Here is a 17147-nt window from a genome sequence, read left to right as displayed (position 1 = left end):
TCAACCCCCGGCGATGAGCGATGCGAGCGACAGGTAATGCCCGTAGACCCAGTCGAACGGCGGCCCGACTAGCGCCGGGACCGGATCGAACGACGGGAACGCCCACGGCAGCACGACCAGAACCACCAGCACCAGCAGGAAGCCGGTCTGCCGCAGCGCCGCGTAGCCGCGTGCCAGCGGGCGCGGCAGCGCCGCCTCGACGATGTGCGAACCATCGAACGGCGGGATCGGCAGCAGGTTGAACAGTGCCAGGAAGATATTGATCTGCAGAAAGTTGACCAGGTTTTGGGCGATGAAGCCAACGACGCCGGTCGGTGCCTGCACCCCGCCATGGATCCGCAGCAGCAGCCCCAGCAGGATCGCGCCGAGAACGCCCAGCCCGAAATTGGTCATCGGCCCCGCAGCGGCGACGATCGCCATGCCGGCGCGCGGGTTCCTGAGCCGGGTGAAATCGACCGGGACCGGCTTGGCCCAGCCGAACACCGGCGCCTTCGCCAGCGCCAGCAGGCCGGGCACGATGACCGTGCCGACCGGGTCGACATGGCGAAGCGGATTGAGGCTGAGCCGGTTCGCCTCGGCAGCCGTCGGATCGCCCAGCATCCGCGCCACCGCGCCGTGCGCAACCTCGTGAAAGACGATTGCGATCACCAACGGGATGATCAGCGCGGCGGCCTGGACGATCGTGTCGTTCATGTCACCGGCCCGGCGCCGAGCGCCTCGGTGAAATGGCGGCGGCACAGCGCCACGTAACGGTCGTTGCCGCCGATCTCGGTTTGGGCACCTTGCTTGACCGCTGCGCCCTGGGCATCGACCCGCAGATTCATCGCCGCCTTGCGTCCGCAATGGCAGACCGCCTTGAGCTCGACCAGGCTGTCGGCAATGCCCAGCAGCACGCCCGCGCCGGGAAACAGCTCGCCCTGGAAATCGGTGCGCAGGCCATAACAAAGGACCGGGATGTTGGCCTCGTCCGCAAGCCTGGCGAGTTGCCAGGCCTGGACCGGCGTCAGGAACTGCGCCTCGTCGACCAGTACACAGGCAAGTGGCTCAACCCGGTGCGCGGCGGTGACACGCTCCCACAAGTCGGTATCGGCATCGAACCGGTGCGCGTCCGCGCCCAGGCCGATCCGGCTTTCGATCGCGTGGTCGGCGCGGGTATCGAGCGCGGCGGTCCACAGCATCGTTGCCATGCCGCGCTCACGGTAGTTGAAATCCGCCTGCAGCAGCGTTGTCGACTTCCCCGCGTTCATGCTGGCGTAGTAGAAATAGAGCTTGGCCATGTTCGCCTGTTAGGGGACAGCGGGGCGGACGCAAACGGCGTTCGTAAAGGTACGGGCCGGCGATGGACGAATTTTTGATCGTGCGGATCGGCCCAGCAGATGCCGACCGGCTGGTGGACGTCGCCGCGGGCGTCTTCAACGATCCCATCGATGCGGCCCTGCTGGCCGCCTATCTGGCCGACCCCGGCACGGTGCTGGTCGTCGCATGCGAGAACGGGCGCGTGATCGGTCAGGCGATGGGCGCGCTGCACCGCCATCCCGACAAGCCGAGCGACCTCTACGTCGACGAGGTCGCGGTCAGCCCGGACCATCGCCGCCGCGGCATCGCCCGCGCGCTGCTGGCCGAACTGGAAGCCTGCGCGCGCGAACTGGGCTGCGCCGACATATGGCTGGCGACTGAGCGCGGAAATGACGGCGCGCGCGCATGGTACGGGTCCTTCGCCGAAGCGAAGGACTGCGTACTGTATTTCTGGGACCTCTAGTCCTCGCCCAGGTCGCGCTTGACCTTGGGATCGGACAGCAGCGCGTCGATCCGTGCCGCTTCGTCAAAGCTCTCATCGGACAGAAACCGCAGCTTGGCGGCATATTTCAGCTTAAGCTTGCCGGCGACTGCCTTCTGGAAAAACGCCGTGTTGGTGCGCAGGGCCTTGAGCACGACCTCCTCGTCCTTGCCCAGCAGCGGTTTCACGAAGACGCTGGCGTGGCGCAGGTCGGGGCTCATGCGCACCTCGGTCACCGAGACGGCGTGCGCGGTCAGGACGTCGTCATGAACCTCCTGGCGCAGCAACAGTTCGGAAATCACGTGGCGGACCTGCTCGCCGACCTTGAGCAGGCGGACCGAGCGGGTTTCGGGGGTAGCGGGCAAACGGGCCATCAGGCGGCGTCCATCTTGTCGAGAATGCGCTGGAGCGAGCGTCGATTGCGCGCGGTGCCCTTGAAGCCGAGCCGGCGCTCCATGAACGGACCGGTCAACTTGGAGTCGGCGACACCCGCGGCGAAGTCGATGTGCAGCGCGCGGGTGCCGGGGGCGATCCGTTCGCTGCCCCGTCCGGCATGGTCGGCCACCAACGCGTCGAACTGCGCCCCGGTCGGCTGGCCGGCCAGGAAGTGGACATGGACCGCCTTGCCCTCGCAGTCCGCGAACGGGCTTTCCGCCAGCGTCGCCGCCAGTTCGTCACGCGTCAGCACGATCACGGTCGAGGCGATGTCGAATCGGTCCTTCAGGACATAGGCGATCTTGTCCGCCAGCCCCTCGGACGGGCGCGGCTCGTGCGTGAACAGCACGTTGCCGCTTGCCACCACCGTCTCGACGTCCTCGAAATCCTCGCGCGCCAGCGCCTCGCGCAGTTCGCTCATCGCCAGGCGATTGCCGCCGACGTTGATCGAACCGAGCAGGGCGAGGTAGCGCGCCAAGACCTAGAGGACGCGCTCGCGTTCCTCGACCTCGAACACCTCGAGCATGTCGCCCGGCTTGATGTCGTTGGTATCGGCCAGGACCACACCGCATTCCAGCCCGGCGCGGACTTCGTCGACGTCGTCTTTGAAGCGGCGCAGCGACTGGATCGTGGTCGCCGAGACGATGACGTCGTTGCGGGTAAGTCGCGCGAACAGGCCCTTGCGGATCGCCCCTTCGGTAACCAGCAGACCGGCCGCCTTGTCCTTCTTGCCCGCGGGGAAGACCTGCTTGACCTCGGCGCGGCCCTGCACGTTCTCGATCCGCAGCGGGCCAAGCACGCCGGCCATTTCCTTGGAGACGTCCTCGGTCAGGTGATAGATGACGTCATAATACATCATCCGCACCTTCTGGCGGTCGATCATCTCGCGCGCCTTGGCGTTGGGACGCACGTTGAAGCCCACGATCGGCGCGCCGCTGGCACCCGCCAGCGTGACGTCGCTTTCGGTGATCGCGCCCACGCCGGAATGCAGCACGCGAACCTTGATCTCGTCATTCGAAAGCCGGTTCAGCGCGTTGACGATCGCCTCGGTCGAGCCCTGGACGTCGCTCTTCACGACCAGCGCGTATTCCTTGACCGTTTCCTTGTCCTTCAGCGCCGAGAACATGTTCTCGAGGCTGGCGGCCGGCGCGGCGGTGCGCGTGGCGGTCGCCTTCTCGGCCCGATAGGCGGCGACCTCGCGGGCGCGGGCTTCGCTGTCGACCACGGTCAGCGTATCGCCGGCCATCGGCACGCCGCTAAGGCCCAGCACCTCGACCGGCAGCGCCGGCGGCGCCTCCTTGATCTGGCGTCCCTTGTCGTCGAGCATGGCGCGCACGCGCCCGGCATGGGTGCCGACGACCAGGATGTCCCCGGTCTTCAGCGTGCCGCGGGTGATCAGAACCGTCGCCAGCGGACCCTTGCCCTTGTCGAGCTTGGCCTCGACCACGGTCGCCTCGGCGGCGCGGTCGGGATTGGCGGTCAGTTCAAGCAGCTCGGCCTGGAGCAGGATCTTCTCGATCAGCTGATCGAGGCCGGCACCGGTCTTGGCCGAGACTTCGACGTCCTGGACGTCGCCGCTCATCGCCTCGACCACGATCTCGTGCTCGAGCAGGCGTTCGCGAATGCGCTTGGCGTTGTATTCGGGACGGTCGGCCTTGGTGATCGCCACGATCATCGGCACACCGGCGGCCTTGGTGTGGTTGATGGCCTCGATCGTCTGCGGCATGATCCCGTCGTCGCCGGCCACCACCAGGATGACGATGTCGGTCACGTTGGCACCGCGCGCGCGCATCTCGGTAAAGGCTTCGTGGCCCGGGGTGTCGAGGAAGGTGACGAGGTCGCCGCCCTTGGTCTTGATCTGATAGGCGCCGATGTGCTGCGTGATGCCGCCGGCTTCGCCGCGCACCACGTCGGTGCCGCGCAGCGCATCGAGCAGGCTGGTCTTGCCGTGATCGACGTGGCCCATGATGGTGACCACCGGCGGACGCGGCTTCAGGCTCTCGGGCGCATCGACGTCCTGTGCGCTGTCGATGTCGACGTCGCTGTCCGAAACGCGCTGGATCGTGTGGCCGAATTCTTCGACCAGCAATTCCGCGGTGTCCTGATCGATCGTCTGGTTGACGGTGACCATCATGCCCAGCTTGAACAGCGCCTTCACAAGGTCGGCGCCCTTTTCGGCCATGCGGTTGGCCAGTTCCTGCACCGTGATGGCGTCGGGAACGACAACCTCGCGGCTCTGCTTCTCGCGCGGGGTGTTCTGCCCGGCAAAATGCGCGCGGCGCTCCTTCTCGCGCGCGCGCTTGAGCGCGGCGAGCGAGCGGGCGCGGGCACCCTCGTCCTCGTTTAGGGCACGCGTGACCGTCAGCTTGCCCGACTGGCGACGATTGTCGGTGGCATTCTTGTCACGCGGGTGCGCGGGCTTCTTCGGCGGCTCGGGGCGCTTGGGCGCGGCGACCGGAGTGAAACGGCGCGGCGCGGGCGCGGACGGTGCAGCGGTGGTGGCCGCAGGGACGGCTTCGTCCTGCGCGGGTTCGGGCGCGGCGACAGGCTCAGCCGTAGCGGCGGGCGCGGGCGTGCTCGTCGTGGCGGGCGCGGGGGCCGGCTGCTCGGCGGCCTTGCCTTTGTTCTCGGCGCGCTTGCGTTCTTCCTCGATCGCGCGGGCGCGTTCCTCGGCTTCGCGGCGGCTGGTTTCCTCCGCGGTACGCATCCGGTCTTCCTCGGCCTCGCGCTGGAGGCGCGCGACACGCTCCTGCGGGGTCTCGCCGGCGGGGGCGGACGGACGGCGCGCAGCCGGCGGGGGCGGCGGCGGAGGCGGCGGCGGTGCAGGCGCGGCAACCGGCTCGGGCGCGGGAACGGCGGCCGCTTCGCCGGGCTTGCCGATCAGCTTGCGGCGCTTGACCTCGACAACAACCTTGTTGGTGCGGCCGTGGCTGAAGGTCTGCTTGACCTCGCCCGCCTCGACCGAACGCTTAAGCCCCAACGGCTTGCGTCCCAGTGTCGGCTTGTTGTCGGTATCGCTCATATGCCTGTCTTCGTCCTTCAAACTTCAGTCGTCGTCACACCGGCCGGCGCACTTGCCGTCCGGTGGTCTGCTTGTGCGGACACATCGTGCCCCAGAAAACGCAGCAGGCGCTGCAACGGCAGGGCGACCCGTTGGGCCGCCGCCGGATCGGTCAGCGCCAGATGGACGACATTGTCGCGGCCCAATGCCACAGACAGCGTTGCCCGGTCCAGTGGCAAGCGCATCCCGCCAAAGCCGCTGCCTTCTTCCTCGCGCCCGACGCGCCAGGCCTGGTCGAGCTTCCTCGACCCATCGTCGCCCGCGTCGGCGGCATGGGCCAGCCATGCCACCTTGCCGGCGCGCGCGTTCTCCGCGATCCGGTCTGACCCCATCAGGAGCTTGCCTGACTTCAGCTCCAGCCCAAGACGGTCGGTAAAGGCGCGCGTCAGCGCGCGCTCGGTCCGCTCGGGCAGGTCGTCGGGGATGGACAGCGCCGCCCCCTTGAAGGCGCGCGCCAGCGCACCCTTGAGATGGCCCTTGGCAAGCGCGGTTTCAAGCGCGGGACGATCGACCCCGATCCAGGCGCCGCGCCCCGGCGCACGCGCCAGCGCATCGGGGAGCACGTCCCCGTCAGGCGAGATCGCCAGGCGGATCAAGCTGTCGCGTGCGTCGTGAGCCCCGGAAAGGATGCATTTCCTTTCCGGGCCTTCACCCTCGGCGATGTCGGACGTCAGGCGCTCATTGCGAGGAGTCCGCATCGGCGGCCTCCTGTGTCTGGGCCTGCGGCCCGTTTTCGGTTCCGGCGACCGGTTCGTCCTCGAACCAGTGCGCGCGGGCGGCCATGATGATCTCGTTGCCCTGCTCTTCGGTCAGGCCGTAATCGCCCAGCACGCCGCCCTTGTCTTCGGGACGGGCGTCGCGGCGCGGCGGCGGCGGCGCGCCCTCGGGATTGCGGCGGCGCTGCTCGACGCGCTTCTTGGCGATCAACTCGTCGGTGGCGAGATCGGCCAGGTCATCGAGCGTCTTGATCCCGCCCTTGCCGAGCGTCACCAGCATCGCCTCGTTGAGGTGCGGCAGTTCGGCCAGCGCGTCCTCGACGCCCAGCGCACGGCGGGCTTCGCGGTTGGCTTCCTCGCGGCGCTCGAGCGCCTCGGCGGCGCGGCTCTGCAGCTCCTCGCCCAGTTCCTCGTCGAAGCCCTCGATCGCAGCCAGTTCGGAGATGTCGATATAGGCGACTTCTTCCAGCTCGCTGAAGCCTTCCGCGACCAGCAGCTGCGACAGCGTCTCGTCGACGTCGAGCTCTTCCTCGAACATCTTGGACCGCTCGGCGAACTCGCGCTGGCGCTTCTCGCTGGCTTCCTGCTCGGTCATGATGTCGATGGCCGAGCTCGTCAGCGCACTGGCAAGGCGCACGTTCTGGCCGCGGCGACCGATCGCGAGCGAAAGCTGGTCATCGGGCACGACCACCTCGATCCGGCTCTCTTCCTCGTCGATGACGACGCGGCTGACCGTCGCCGGCTGGAGCGCGTTGACCACGAAAGTCGCGGTGTCCTCGCTCCACGGGATGATGTCGATCTTTTCGCCCTGCAGCTCCTGCACCACCGCCTGGACGCGGCTGCCCTTCATGCCGACGCAGGCGCCGACCGGGTCGATGCTGGAATCGCGGCTGATCACGCCGATCTTCGCGCGCGATCCGGGATCGCGGGCGGCGGCCTTGATCTCGATGATGCCGTCGTAGATTTCGGGCACTTCCTGCGCGAACAGCTTCTTCATGAATTCGGGATGCGCGCGGCTGAGGAAGATTTGCGGGCCGCGGTTCTGGCGCTCGACCTTTGAAATCAGCGCGCGAACGCGCTCGCCCGGACGAGCGACTTCGCGCGGAATCTGCTGGTCGCGGCGGATCACGCCCTCGGCGCGGCCGAGGTTGACGATCACGTGGCCGAACTCGACCGACTTGATCACGCCCGTCACCAGTTCGCCGGCACGGTCCTTGAATTCCTCGAACTGGCGCTCACGCTCGGCATCGCGGACCTTCTGGAAGATCACCTGCTTGGCCGACTGGGCGTCGATGCGGCCCAGGTCCACCGGCGGCAGCGGATCGACGATGAAGTCGCCCGGCTTGGCATCGGCCTGGAGCTTCTGCGCCGCCTTGAGATCGATCTGCTTGAAGTAGTCCTCGACCTCCTCGACCACTTCGACGACGCGCCACAGGCGCAAGTCGCCGGTGCGCGGATCGAGCTTGGCGCGAATGTCATTCTCGGCGCCATAGCGGTTGCGCGCCGACTTCTGGATGGCTTCTTCCATCGCCTCGATCACGATCGACTTGTCGATCAGCTTCTCGTTGGCGACGGAGGTTGCGATCGCGAGCAGTTCGGCGCGGTTGGCGGAAATCGCACTGGCCATTGTCAGTCTTCCTGTTCGTCTGAAAGGGCTTCAAGTTGTTCTTCGTCCGCGCCGCTGACGTCGAGCGGGCGGGTGGCGGCGATCAGCGCGTCGGTCAAGACCAGTTGCGCGCTGTGAATAGCATCGCGCGGGACGGTGACCGTGCCCGCCTTGCGATCCTCGATGGTGACCTGGCCATCCGCCATGCCGGCAAGGTCGCCCTTGAGCACGCGTTGACCTTCGTAGGTCTTGTCCATCACGATCCGAACCTCGTGACCCGCCCAGGCCGTGAAATCCTTGTCGCGCGTCAGCGGACGGTCGATCCCCGGGCTCGAAACCTCGAGGTGATAAGCGAACGGCAGCAGCACCTCGCCCGCCTCTTCCAGCGCATCCATCCGGTCGGAAATGCGGCGCGACAGCGCGGCGCACTGGTCGATCACAAGCTGGCCGGTGGCCGGATCCTCGGCCATGACCTGCAAAGCCTCGCCGCCGTCGCCAGCCTCGGACTGCATCATCCGCACGCGCACGAGGTCGAGCCCGAGGGCCTGTGCCTCCGGCTGGATGACTTCGACGATGCGCGCGATATCGGCCACGTGATCTCCTTGGGTCCCGCGTAAAACCAACGGCGAAGCGGCCGGCCCCTTGCGGCGCCAGCCCGGACGTTGTTCTCACAATGTCGGGATTGATCGCCAGTTAGGGGCGGGCGCGGAATTTTGCAAGCCTGCAATGCTCCGTGTCGCAGTCCGCCACTGCCCCTGGACAGCAATCGCCGCGCAGGGCTTGGAAGATGGCCCGACACGGCGACGCGGCAATCAGGCGGCGCGTTCACCATCGCCGCGTTCCATCAGCCCGTGCTTCTTCAGGCAGTGACGCAGCTGGTCGTAACTGAGGCCGAGCGCCTTGGCGGTCTGGCGCTGGTTGAACCGATTGCGCGCCAGGTGATGCTCGACAATCGCGCGCTCGTGCGCCTCGACCGCGCCGCGCAAGTCATCGATCGAATCGAAGTGCGCTGGCGGCGATGGAGCCGCCGGCGCGGGCGCCGCGGCGGACGGCTGGGCCGGCGCGACGGAGGCCGGCTTCCACGGGCTGTCGAAGGGATCGAAGACGATGTGAGCGATCGGCTGGTCCCAGGTTCCCCAGCGATAGACCGCGCGCTCGATAACGTTGCGCAATTCGCGCACGTTGCCGGGCCAGTCGTGCTGTTCCAGCGCCGCCATCGCGCCGGGGGCATAGCCCGGCCACGAATCCCAGCCCAGTTCGGTCGCCATGCGGCGGCCGTAGTGATCGGCAAGGACTGCGACGTCGCCCTCGCGCACGCGCAGCGGCGGCAGGGTTATGACTTCGAAGCTCAGCCGGTCGAGCAGATCTGCTCGGAACCGGCCGGTCTCGGCCAAGCGCGGCAAGTCCTCGTTGGTGGCGGCGACGATGCGCACGTCGACGCGCAACGGGCGCGACGATCCGATACGCGTGACCTCGCCATATTCGACCGCGCGCAACAGACGCTCCTGCGCGCCCATGCTAAGCGTCGCCAGTTCGTCGAGGAACAGCGTCCCCTTGTCGGCTTCTTCGAAACGGCCGGCGCGGGCGCGGGTAGCGCCGGTAAAGGCACCCGCCTCGTGCCCGAACAGCTCGGCCTCGATAAGGGTCTCGGGCAGCGCCGCGCAGTTGAGCACGACCAGTGGTTCACCCCAGCGTTCGGACAGGCGGTGCAGCCGCTCGGCGACCAATTCCTTGCCGGTGCCGCGCTCACCGATGACGAGGACCGGGCGGCGCATCGGCGCGGCGCGGCTGGCGCGCTCGACCGCGTCGAGGAAAGCCCCCGATTGTCCGATGAATTGGATGCCCTCGCGCTCCATGCCCAAGGGATAGCGCAAATTCCCAACACCTCGCAAGAATTACCAATTGCGACAGGAACGCCGGTTGCAAAACCGACCGAGAATCCGCCACTTTGCGTAATTGGCACGCTGCTTGCTGAATATCGGACAACGGACCAATCCCGGTCCGAACGAGGATACGAAGATGACCACCCGCCCCCGCCAGTTCGGCAAGAGCGCTCTCGACCGGGCCATCGTCGCCAGTGTTGCGGCCATGCTCGGCTTCAACATCCTGGTGCTTGCCCAGCAGGTCCAGGCGGTGCCGGCATTCGCGGCCGCGCCCACCGTCGCGGCGCAGGCCTGACCGGCGTGGGCGATCCCTTCGACCTCAACCCGCTTGGACCGCAGCGTGCGGGAGCTGGCGATTCCCAGTCCCCCAACCCGTCGCCGAAATCGGCTTTCGCCGCCTCGGTCCAGACCGCGCGCTCGCGCCTCGACGCTGAAGTCGAGCGCTTGCGCCGGTCCCCCACCCCCGCCGCCGCCTCGCTTTCCGGAGTACCATTGATGGGCATTTTCAACCGCGCGCGCGATATCTTCGCCGCCAATTTCAACGAGCTGCTCGACAAGGCGGACGATCCTTCGAAGATGATCCGTATGATCATCCTCGAGATGGAGGAAACCCTGGTCGAGGTGCGCGCCAGCGCGGCGCGCACCATCGCCGACCAGAAGGAAATGCACCGCCATACGGTTCGGCTCGACCATCTCCAGGCCGACTGGGGCGAAAAGGCGGCGCTGGCGCTCAGCAAGGACCGCGAGGACCTGGCCCGCGCCGCGCTGGTCGAAAAGAAGAAGGCCAGCGACATGGCCAACCAGCTCAAGGCCGAGATCGCCGTGCTTGACGACGCGCTGCGCGCTTACGAGCTCGACATCGACAAGCTGCAGAACCGCCTGCGCGAAGCGCGCAGCCGCCAGGGCGCCATCGCCGCCCGGCTCGAGAGCGCCGAGAACCGGGTCAAGCTGCGCACACTGCTGGCCAGCGAGCGGGTGGACGAGGCGATGGCCCGCTTCGACCAGCTGGAACGCCGGGTCGACTACGCCGAGGGCCGCGCCGACGCGCTCAGCCTGGCCGATGGCACCGCCAAGCCGTCGCTCGCCGATGAAATCGCGGCGCTCGCCGGTCAGGACAAGATCGATGAGGAACTCGAGGCCATGAAGGCCGCGCTGAAAACAACCGACAACAAGGAGGCCTGAGCCATGGGTGAGGAAATCATTATCGTCCCGATGGTCGTGCTCGGCCTGCCGTGGATCATCTTTCACTACATCACCAAGTGGAAGACCGCCGCGACGCTGACCAACGACGACGAGACGCTGCTGGAAGAGCTCTACACGCTCGCCCGCCGCCTCGACGAGCGGATGGACACGGTCGAACGCCTGGTCGCCGCTGACAACCCCGACTTCACTCCCGCCCGCCTGCTGCCCGATCGCGCTGCGGACAACCAGCCGCTTAGCGAACTCGACCGCCTGCTCGCCAAGACCGAAAGGAAAGCCAAGTGAACAGCCTGCGCACCCGCTTCTATCGCGACAAGGTCCACGGCAAGGTCTTCGGCATCTGCGCGGGCATCGCCGACTACACTGGGGTTCACGTGATGTGGATCCGCCTGGCGGCTATCGGCCTGACCTTGGCCGGCGCGGGGATCCTGATCCCGGCTTACCTGCTGGCGGGCTTCATCGTCCCGGCAAAGCCCGGCAACCTTTATGTCGACAGCCAGGAAACCAAGTTCTGGCAGGGCGTGCGCCAATCGCCGGCGCGCACCGCGCGGCAGGTCAAGGCACAGTTCCGCGACATCGACCGCCGCCTGGCCGACATCGAGACTTACTACGTCAGCAACAACCCGCGCCTTTCCGCCGAAATCGAGCGGCTGCGCTGAACCGAAGAACTGAGGGGAATTCGAAATGGGTGAACTCGCGCTGCTGATCTCGCTGGCACCGTTCCTGATCGCCGGTTTCGCGATCTGGACCAAGCACCAGCAGAAGATCGCCGAAATGCAGGTGCGGCACACGGCCGAAACGGCCGCGCAGTACGCCGCCTCCAACACCGAGCTGGAAGACCGCGTCCGCGTCCTCGAACGCATCGTCACCGACAGGGGCTACGACGTCGCCGCCCAGATCGAGGCGCTGCGCGACACGCGCAAGATCGATGCCATGCTCGACGCGCCGAAGAAGGACGTGGTCTGATGGGACCGGACGAATCCTTCGCCTTCTTCGCGCTGATGATGGGGGGCGGTTCGATCGTGATCGCGCTGACCATGATGGTGCAGAAGATGCACGGCCGTCGCCTGGCGTTCCGCCAGCGCCAGATGGAGCTTGACGCGGAGGTTCGCATCGCGACCGCGCGCAGCACCGAGGCCGGCTACGTCGAACGCCTGGAACACCGCGTCCGCGTGCTCGAACGCATTGCCACCGACAAGAATGCCGCACTTGCCCACGATATCGAAGCCCTGCGCGAACGCGCCTGACGCCTGCAATCAAGGAACCCGCTGCCATGCACTTGCCTGATGCCCTTGTCGTGATCGCCCTCGTCGGCGCCGTCGCCCACTTTCGCGGCCCGATGATCAAGCAGCACGGCTGGCGCCGCGCCTTTCGCGATGCGCCCTTCGCGCGCCGGGACGGCAGGACGATGGCACCGGCCGACATCACCGACGACCGCAAGGCCCTGTCGCGCCAGCGCGAACTCGAGGACGAGGTCGAGGCCCTGCGTGAGCGGGTCCACGTCCTCGAACGCATCGCCACCGACGGGCGTCGCAACCAGGACCTTGCCGCCGAGATCGAGAAACTTCGCGAACAGCGCATCTAGAGCCGTCCGAAAGGAGACCACGTCATGAGTGATCCTCTCGCCTTCGCCCTCGCCGCCCTTGGGGTAACCGGCATCGTCACGTTCGCCAGCCTGCGCGGGTGGCAAGGCTGGCTGACGCTCAAGACCCGCGAGCTAGACCGCTTTCCCGCGGAAATCGAAGGCGGGGTCGGCACCGGCATGGCGCGCATCGAGATCGCCGACCTCAAGGAACGCATTCGCAAACTGGAAGCCATCGCCGCCGGGGTGGACTTGTGAGCGCCGCCCGCGAAGGCGCCAAGGCCGGGATCGGTCTGGGCAGCGCGCTGGCCGTCGCCATCAGCTGGAGCGTCAACAAGTCGATCCTGTGGGCAGTTGTCCAGGGCTTTTTCGGCTGGTTCTACGTGCTTTATTATGCCCTGACGCGACCTGGCGGACTGTCAGGCTAGGGCTTGGTCCGCGCCGCGGAAGGTCCAGCCAGGAAGTCGACCGCGCAGGACGCTTTTTCCGGCCGGATGTAGATCGACCGGAGTTCGGGAATAGCGGCGGTCAATTCGTCTTCCAGCCCTTCGATCAGGCCCTCGGCCTCGCCCATCGTCAGGTCGTCGCGAAAATCGGCGCTGATCGCCACGAAGACCTGCTTGGGCGAGCTGTGGATCGTGCGAACGTGGTTGACGCCGGTGATCCATTCCTTGGCCAGGACGATTTCGGCCACCCGATCGACGATCCCGGTCCGAGCCGGCTCTCCGATCAGCAGCCCTTTGGTTTCGCGCGCCAGCAACACGGCAACCATCGCCAGGACCAGGCCGATCACCATCGACGCGATGCCATCGAGCCGCGGCGCATCGAACTGGTGGCTGGCCCAGACGCCAATGGCCGCGACCACCAGACCAATCAGCGCGGCCGAATCCTCGAACATGACGATGAAAACCGAAGGGTCCTTGGATTTGCGGACAGCGGTCCACCAGCTGTTGTCGCCCCGGACCGACGCGAACTCGCGCATGGCGATAGTCCATGAGGTGCCTTCGAGAACGAAGGCAACGCCGAGCACAACGTAGTTGATCGTCGGGTCGGTCAGCTCGGTCGGCTCGCTGTAGTGGATATAGCCTTCGTAGAAGGAGACGCCGGCGCCGACCGCGAAGATCAGGATCGCAACCACGAAGGACCAGAAATACAGCTCGCGCCCATAGCCGAACGGATGCCGTTCGTCGGGCGGGTTATCCGCCCTTTTCTCTCCGTAAAGCAGCAGGACCTGGTTGGTGCTGTCGACGACCGAGTGAATGCCCTCCGACAGCATCGATGACGAACCGGTCAGCGCCGCCGCGACGAACTTTGCGACCGCGATGCCCAGGTTGGCCGACAGCGCGCCGAACAGCACGAGGTTGGAGCGGATATACGCGGCTGCTGACATCGACTTCCCGGGTGTTGCGCTGCGCGAGGGGACCGGTGCGGCAAATGCCGCGCGCGCCAGGTCGCGGCTGCAGCACTAAGGCGCGCTTGACGTCATGGTTCCGCCGCCGTGTGCGATTTCGAGCCTGATCCGGGTCGAAGAGGGCTTCCGGCGGCGTCGCAAGTTTTCTAGGGCACGGGCATGCGCAGCCTCGACGACATTCGCGAAGAGTACGAGTTCCTCGAGGCAGACGATCGGTACCGGCTGCTGATCGAACTTGGCCGCGCGCTCGAACCGATGCCCGCCGCGCTCAAGACCGACGCCACCCTCGTGCGTGGTTGCTCGGCCAGCGTGTGGGTCTATCCGGTGGCGCGTGACGACGGCCGGCTGCATTTCCTGGCCGACAGCAATGCCGCGATCACCAAGGGGATCGTCGCGCTGGTGCTCGCCGCAGTCGAGGACCGGACGGCCGGCGACGTGGCGGCGATGGACGTCGCAGCCGCGCTTGCCCCGTTCGACCTTGCGAACCAGCTGTCGTCCAATCGCACCCAGGGCGTGCCCAACATGATCGCGCTGGTCCAGGACCACGCGCGCCGCATCGCCGGCTAGGCGCTGTCGCGCAGGCGCGCTGTCCCCGCCTGGCGCTGGCGGGCCAGCTCGGCAGCAAGCCTGGCCGGTTCGCGCGCGATGACGAAGCCGAAGCTAACGCCGCCCTCCTTGCCGATCGTGGCATGGTGCAGCTTGTGCGCCTGGACCAGCCGCTTGGCATAGCCCCGCCGCGGCACCCAGCGGAACCACCGCTGGTGAACCAGCCCGTCATGGATCAGCGTGTAGATCACGCCGTAAAGCAGCACTCCCAGCCCGATCCAGGTGCCCGGCTGCCACGCCGCGCGCCCCATCACCAACGGGCTGCCGAGCGCAAACATCCCGATGCTCAGCGCTGCGCCTACCAGCGCGTATAGGTCGTTCTTTTCGACGAAGCCGTCGTGCGCCTCGTGATGATCGCGGTGCCAACCCCAGCCGAAGCCGTGCATGACGTACTTGTGGCTGGCCCAGGCGACCCCCTCCATCGCGCAAAGCGCGGCGAACGTGACGGCGGCGGCAGACGGCGGCGACATGGCGTGGGCCACTCTAGAACGGGCGGCGCCGCGAAGCGACACAATCTTACACTTTGCGACGGCACCGGTTTGCCTGCCGTTCAGTTTCAGAGGCGGAGTTTGCAGGTGCGCAAACACCGCAGAAGAAGGACCGATTTCCATGCCCAGGCTTTTCCGTCTCATCGCCCCTGTCGCCATTGCCGCCGCGCTCGGCCTTTCAGTACCGGCACAGGCCGCCACCCCTGCGCGCGCCAACGCCATTCGCGCCCAGATCTCGCAACTTGAAGCGCAAGTGAGCCGCAATGACGGCCGCGGCCGCGTTTCGCAGCGCGAGGCGTATGACCTGCAGCGCGACGTTCGCAAGCTTCAGTCGCGGTTCTACAGCTACAACCGCAATGGCTTGTCCAACAGCGAGATGCGCACGCTGGAAAGCCAGATTCAGGCCATTCGTGCTCGCCTCGGCGCCGAACGCCGCGACGACAACCGCTGGCGCCGCTGACCGCCGGTGAAACAATCGGGCGCCGATCACGCGATTGGCGCCCGTTTTGTTGCTTGAAGTCCGACGACAGGCAACCTAGGCGCAGCAGCGCCATGACTTGCCCTCGCACCCTTTATGAGAAGATCTGGGACGCTCACGTCGTGGAAACCCGCGACGATGGTACCGCCCTTCTCTACATCGATCGCCACCTGGTGCATGAAGTGACCAGCCCGCAGGCCTTCGAGGCGCTGCGGGCCAATGGCCGCACCGTGCGCCGGCCCGACCTGACGCTGGCGGTACCCGATCACAACCTGCCGACAACCGCACGGCGCGATGCCGCCGGTCTGCCGATCCCGATCGCCGATGCCGAAAGCGCCAACCAGCTTGCCGCACTGGGCCGCAATGCCCCTGAATTCGGTATTCGCCTGATCGGTGATGCCGACCCTGAGCAGGGTATTGTCCACGTCGTCGGCCCTGAGCAGGGGTTTTCTCTGCCAGGCGCGACGATCGTGTGCGGCGACAGTCATACGGCCTGCCACGGCGGGCTCGGCGCGCTCGCGTTCGGTATCGGCACCAGCGAGGTCGAGCATGTGCTGGCGACCCAGACCCTGTTGCTGACGCGTTCGAAGACGATGGAAGTCCGCGTCGAGGGGGAGCTTGGCCCGGGCGTCAGCGCCAAGGACGTGGTGCTTCACATCACCGGCGTGCTCGGTGCGGCGGGCGGTACCGGCCACGTCATCGAATATACCGGCTCGGCCATCCGCGCCCTTTCCGTCGAGGGACGGTTGACCGTGGCGAACATGGCGATCGAACATGGCGCACGCGCCGGGCTTGTCGCGCCCGACGATGTGACCTTCGCTTACGTCGCAGGCCGTCCGATGGCGCCGCGGGGCGCCGACTGGGACCGGGCCGTGACCGCCTGGCGCGAACTCGCCACCGATCCGGGGGCGACGTATGACAAGGTAGTGGTGATCGACGCGGCCGCCATTGCTCCATCGGTTACGTGGGGCACCAGTCCCGAGGACGTGCTGCCGATCACCGGCGTCGTGCCCGCTCCGGAATCCTTTCCGGATCCGTCGAAGCAGGACGCGGCGCGCGCATCGCTGGCCTACATGGGCTTGCATCCGGGCCAGAAACTGTCCGAGGTCACGGTCCAGAACGTCTTCATCGGCAGTTGCACGAACAGCCGGATCGAGGACCTCCGCGCTGCCGCCGCCATCGTGAAGGGCCGCCACAAGGCCCAGGGCGTGCGCTGGGCGATCGTCGTTCCGGGTTCGGGCCTGGTCAAGCGCCAGGCCGAGGCCGAGGGACTCGACCGCGTTTTCATCGAAGCCGGCCTCGAATGGCGCGAACCCGGCTGTTCTGCCTGCCTGGCGATGAACCCGGACAAGGTTCCCGCGGGGGAGCGTTGCGCCTCGACCAGCAATCGCAACTTCGTCGGGCGGCAGGGCCCGGGCGCACGCACGCACCTGCTCTCGCCGGCGATGGCCGCGGCGGCGGCTGTCACGGGCCGCCTCACCGACGTGCGCGAGCTGGCGTGAGGGGCACCTGCGCCTGCCGCACGGTTACCATCACGGTGGCCCGCGCGCCCGAATACATCAACTTCTGCAACTGCGGCCTGTGCCGCAAGACGGGCGGCGGCTGGGGCTATTTCGACCGCGACGATGTCACCGTCGACGGCGCGCTCAAGGGTTTCAAGCGCCCCGACATCGACGAGGTTTGCCTGGAAACGCAGTTTTGCCCCGGTTGCGGTTCGGCCGTGCGCTGGATTGCCGCGGGCAGCTACGAAAGTCGCCGCGTCGGCGTCAACATGAAGCTGTTCGACCCCGCGGACCTGAAGGGGATCGAAACGCGCTTTCCCGATGGCATCGCCTGGGCGGGCGAGCGGCCGTGCCAGCGCCATGCTCCGCTGCCCTATGGCGAAGGTATGGTGTTCTGAATCG

The 17147-nt window shown here is 67.0% G+C and carries 25 protein-coding genes; 14 read left to right on the top strand and 11 right to left on the bottom strand.

The window, feature by feature from the left end:
- Positions 1-693, bottom strand: coding sequence for a site-2 protease family protein (locus ACOYW6_RS03165; protein WP_423142371.1), 693 nt, complete (start codon positions 691-693; stop codon positions 1-3).
- Entirely contained in the window at positions 690-1277 is a 588-nt protein-coding gene (locus ACOYW6_RS03160; RefSeq protein ID WP_423142370.1) for a thymidine kinase, read from the bottom strand. Before ACOYW6_RS03160 ends, ACOYW6_RS03165 begins: the two co-directional genes overlap by 4 nt.
- Positions 1278-1339: 62 nt before the next feature.
- Here ACOYW6_RS03160 and ACOYW6_RS03155 point away from each other — a divergent pair, with 62 nt between their 5' ends.
- Positions 1340-1759, top strand: a complete 420-nt coding sequence (locus ACOYW6_RS03155) for a GNAT family N-acetyltransferase (protein ID WP_423142369.1) — start codon at positions 1340-1342, stop codon at positions 1757-1759.
- Here ACOYW6_RS03155 and rbfA read toward each other — a convergent pair.
- The 7 genes from rbfA to pspF form a co-directional block, all read right to left on the bottom strand.
- Complete coding sequence (gene rbfA, locus ACOYW6_RS03150) at positions 1756-2151, bottom strand: 30S ribosome-binding factor RbfA (RefSeq protein WP_423142368.1); 396 nt, start codon at positions 2149-2151, stop codon at positions 1756-1758. The two genes, ACOYW6_RS03155 and rbfA, sit on opposite strands and share 4 nt — an antisense overlap.
- A complete protein-coding gene (locus ACOYW6_RS03145) occupies positions 2151-2690 on the bottom strand; it encodes a DUF1697 domain-containing protein (protein WP_423142367.1) in 540 nt (179 codons plus the stop codon). The genes rbfA and ACOYW6_RS03145 overlap by 1 nt, the downstream gene beginning before the upstream one ends.
- Positions 2691-2693: 3 nt before the next feature.
- Positions 2694-5234, bottom strand: coding sequence for a translation initiation factor IF-2 (gene infB, locus ACOYW6_RS03140; RefSeq protein ID WP_423142366.1), 2541 nt, complete (start codon positions 5232-5234; stop codon positions 2694-2696).
- Between the two features lie 17 nt (positions 5235-5251).
- Complete coding sequence (locus ACOYW6_RS03135) at positions 5252-5971, bottom strand: DUF448 domain-containing protein (protein WP_423142365.1); 720 nt, start codon at positions 5969-5971, stop codon at positions 5252-5254.
- Positions 5952-7616, bottom strand: coding sequence for a transcription termination factor NusA (gene nusA / locus ACOYW6_RS03130; protein WP_423142364.1), 1665 nt, complete (start codon positions 7614-7616; stop codon positions 5952-5954). The genes ACOYW6_RS03135 and nusA overlap by 20 nt, the downstream gene beginning before the upstream one ends.
- Before the next feature lie 2 nt (positions 7617-7618).
- On the bottom strand, positions 7619-8188 hold the full coding sequence (locus ACOYW6_RS03125; RefSeq protein WP_423142363.1) for a ribosome maturation factor: 570 nt from the start codon (positions 8186-8188) through the stop codon (positions 7619-7621).
- Between the two features lie 219 nt (positions 8189-8407).
- Positions 8408-9451 (bottom strand): phage shock protein operon transcriptional activator, encoded by a 1044-nt coding sequence (gene pspF / locus ACOYW6_RS03120; RefSeq protein ID WP_423142362.1) that lies wholly within the window; start codon positions 9449-9451, stop codon positions 8408-8410.
- A gap of 163 nt (positions 9452-9614) precedes the next feature.
- Here pspF and ACOYW6_RS03115 point away from each other — a divergent pair, with 163 nt between their 5' ends.
- The 9 genes from ACOYW6_RS03115 (at position 9615) to ACOYW6_RS03075 (ending at position 12688) form a co-directional block, all read left to right on the top strand.
- Positions 9615-9773 carry a hypothetical protein gene (locus ACOYW6_RS03115; protein ID WP_423142361.1) on the top strand — a complete coding sequence of 53 codons (159 nt, stop codon included), beginning with the start codon at positions 9615-9617 and terminating at the stop codon, positions 9771-9773.
- A gap of 149 nt (positions 9774-9922) precedes the next feature.
- On the top strand, positions 9923-10660 hold the full coding sequence (gene pspA / locus ACOYW6_RS03110; protein ID WP_423143050.1) for a phage shock protein PspA: 738 nt from the start codon (positions 9923-9925) through the stop codon (positions 10658-10660).
- A 3-nt stretch (positions 10661-10663) separates the two neighbouring features.
- Positions 10664-10963: an envelope stress response membrane protein PspB gene (pspB, locus tag ACOYW6_RS03105; RefSeq protein WP_423142360.1), complete on the top strand. Its 300-nt coding sequence runs from the start codon at positions 10664-10666 to the stop codon at positions 10961-10963.
- A complete protein-coding gene (gene pspC, locus ACOYW6_RS03100) occupies positions 10960-11337 on the top strand; it encodes an envelope stress response membrane protein PspC (protein WP_423142359.1) in 378 nt (125 codons plus the stop codon). The genes pspB and pspC overlap by 4 nt, the downstream gene beginning before the upstream one ends.
- A 25-nt stretch (positions 11338-11362) precedes the next feature.
- Positions 11363-11644, top strand: coding sequence for a hypothetical protein (locus ACOYW6_RS03095; RefSeq protein ID WP_423142358.1), 282 nt, complete (start codon positions 11363-11365; stop codon positions 11642-11644).
- On the top strand, positions 11644-11925 hold the full coding sequence (locus ACOYW6_RS03090) for a hypothetical protein (protein WP_423142357.1): 282 nt from the start codon (positions 11644-11646) through the stop codon (positions 11923-11925). The genes ACOYW6_RS03095 and ACOYW6_RS03090 overlap by 1 nt, the downstream gene beginning before the upstream one ends.
- Before the next feature lie 26 nt (positions 11926-11951).
- The gene (locus tag ACOYW6_RS03085) at positions 11952-12263 is read left to right on the top strand and encodes a hypothetical protein (RefSeq protein ID WP_423142356.1); all 312 of its coding nucleotides are present in this window, start codon (positions 11952-11954) and stop codon (positions 12261-12263) included.
- 24 nt (positions 12264-12287) lie between these two features.
- Positions 12288-12518 (top strand): hypothetical protein, encoded by a 231-nt coding sequence (locus ACOYW6_RS03080; RefSeq protein ID WP_423142355.1) that lies wholly within the window; start codon positions 12288-12290, stop codon positions 12516-12518.
- A complete protein-coding gene (locus tag ACOYW6_RS03075) occupies positions 12515-12688 on the top strand; it encodes a hypothetical protein (RefSeq protein ID WP_423142354.1) in 174 nt (57 codons plus the stop codon). The genes ACOYW6_RS03080 and ACOYW6_RS03075 overlap by 4 nt, the downstream gene beginning before the upstream one ends.
- On the opposite strand, the gene ACOYW6_RS03070 is transcribed toward ACOYW6_RS03075, so the two are convergent.
- Positions 12685-13650, bottom strand: coding sequence for a cation diffusion facilitator family transporter (locus ACOYW6_RS03070; protein WP_423142353.1), 966 nt, complete (start codon positions 13648-13650; stop codon positions 12685-12687). The genes ACOYW6_RS03075 and ACOYW6_RS03070 overlap by 4 nt on opposite strands.
- Before the next feature lie 180 nt (positions 13651-13830).
- On the opposite strand from ACOYW6_RS03070, the gene ACOYW6_RS03065 reads away from it, so the two are divergent.
- Complete coding sequence (locus ACOYW6_RS03065) at positions 13831-14238, top strand: SufE family protein (RefSeq protein WP_423142352.1); 408 nt, start codon at positions 13831-13833, stop codon at positions 14236-14238.
- Here the strand turns inward: ACOYW6_RS03065 and ACOYW6_RS03060 are convergent.
- Positions 14235-14747, bottom strand: coding sequence for a sterol desaturase family protein (locus tag ACOYW6_RS03060; RefSeq protein WP_423142351.1), 513 nt, complete (start codon positions 14745-14747; stop codon positions 14235-14237). The two genes, ACOYW6_RS03065 and ACOYW6_RS03060, sit on opposite strands and share 4 nt — an antisense overlap.
- Positions 14748-14886: 139 nt before the next feature.
- Between ACOYW6_RS03060 and ACOYW6_RS03055 the strand changes: the two genes are divergently transcribed.
- The 3 genes from ACOYW6_RS03055 to ACOYW6_RS03045 all read left to right on the top strand — a co-directional run bounded on the left by ACOYW6_RS03055 (position 14887) and on the right by ACOYW6_RS03045 (position 17143).
- Complete coding sequence (locus ACOYW6_RS03055) at positions 14887-15225, top strand: hypothetical protein (protein WP_423142350.1); 339 nt, start codon at positions 14887-14889, stop codon at positions 15223-15225.
- Positions 15226-15317: 92 nt separating this feature from the next.
- Positions 15318-16745 carry a 3-isopropylmalate dehydratase large subunit gene (leuC, locus tag ACOYW6_RS03050; protein WP_423142349.1) on the top strand — a complete coding sequence of 476 codons (1428 nt, stop codon included), beginning with the start codon at positions 15318-15320 and terminating at the stop codon, positions 16743-16745.
- Complete coding sequence (locus ACOYW6_RS03045) at positions 16742-17143, top strand: GFA family protein (protein ID WP_423142348.1); 402 nt, start codon at positions 16742-16744, stop codon at positions 17141-17143. Before leuC ends, ACOYW6_RS03045 begins: the two co-directional genes overlap by 4 nt.
- Positions 17144-17147: the final 4 nt, after the last annotated feature.

Origin of the sequence: Parablastomonas sp. CN1-191 (assembly GCF_049354825.1) — a bacterium.
Taxonomy (GTDB): domain Bacteria; phylum Pseudomonadota; class Alphaproteobacteria; order Sphingomonadales; family Sphingomonadaceae; genus Novosphingobium.
This window is presented reverse-complemented; position numbering and strand designations above follow the sequence as displayed.

Coding starts and splice junctions, on each gene's coding strand:
- ACOYW6_RS03165 (WP_423142371.1), bottom strand. CDS start 693: ATGAACGACACGATCGTCCAGGCCGCCGCGCTGATCATCCCGTTGGTG.
- ACOYW6_RS03160 (WP_423142370.1), bottom strand. CDS start 1,277: ATGGCCAAGCTCTATTTCTACTACGCCAGCATGAACGCGGGGAAGTCG.
- ACOYW6_RS03155 (WP_423142369.1), top strand. CDS start 1,340: ATGGACGAATTTTTGATCGTGCGGATCGGCCCAGCAGATGCCGACCGG.
- rbfA (WP_423142368.1), bottom strand. CDS start 2,151: ATGGCCCGTTTGCCCGCTACCCCCGAAACCCGCTCGGTCCGCCTGCTC.
- infB (WP_423142366.1), bottom strand. CDS start 5,234: ATGAGCGATACCGACAACAAGCCGACACTGGGACGCAAGCCGTTGGGG.
- ACOYW6_RS03135 (WP_423142365.1), bottom strand. CDS start 5,971: ATGCGGACTCCTCGCAATGAGCGCCTGACGTCCGACATCGCCGAGGGT.
- nusA (WP_423142364.1), bottom strand. CDS start 7,616: ATGGCCAGTGCGATTTCCGCCAACCGCGCCGAACTGCTCGCGATCGCA.
- pspF (WP_423142362.1), bottom strand. CDS start 9,451: ATGGAGCGCGAGGGCATCCAATTCATCGGACAATCGGGGGCTTTCCTC.
- ACOYW6_RS03115 (WP_423142361.1), top strand. CDS start 9,615: ATGACCACCCGCCCCCGCCAGTTCGGCAAGAGCGCTCTCGACCGGGCC.
- pspB (WP_423142360.1), top strand. CDS start 10,664: ATGGGTGAGGAAATCATTATCGTCCCGATGGTCGTGCTCGGCCTGCCG.
- ACOYW6_RS03095 (WP_423142358.1), top strand. CDS start 11,363: ATGGGTGAACTCGCGCTGCTGATCTCGCTGGCACCGTTCCTGATCGCC.
- ACOYW6_RS03090 (WP_423142357.1), top strand. CDS start 11,644: ATGGGACCGGACGAATCCTTCGCCTTCTTCGCGCTGATGATGGGGGGC.
- ACOYW6_RS03085 (WP_423142356.1), top strand. CDS start 11,952: ATGCACTTGCCTGATGCCCTTGTCGTGATCGCCCTCGTCGGCGCCGTC.
- ACOYW6_RS03080 (WP_423142355.1), top strand. CDS start 12,288: ATGAGTGATCCTCTCGCCTTCGCCCTCGCCGCCCTTGGGGTAACCGGC.
- ACOYW6_RS03070 (WP_423142353.1), bottom strand. CDS start 13,650: ATGTCAGCAGCCGCGTATATCCGCTCCAACCTCGTGCTGTTCGGCGCG.
- ACOYW6_RS03065 (WP_423142352.1), top strand. CDS start 13,831: ATGCGCAGCCTCGACGACATTCGCGAAGAGTACGAGTTCCTCGAGGCA.
- ACOYW6_RS03060 (WP_423142351.1), bottom strand. CDS start 14,747: ATGTCGCCGCCGTCTGCCGCCGCCGTCACGTTCGCCGCGCTTTGCGCG.
- ACOYW6_RS03055 (WP_423142350.1), top strand. CDS start 14,887: ATGCCCAGGCTTTTCCGTCTCATCGCCCCTGTCGCCATTGCCGCCGCG.
- leuC (WP_423142349.1), top strand. CDS start 15,318: ATGACTTGCCCTCGCACCCTTTATGAGAAGATCTGGGACGCTCACGTC.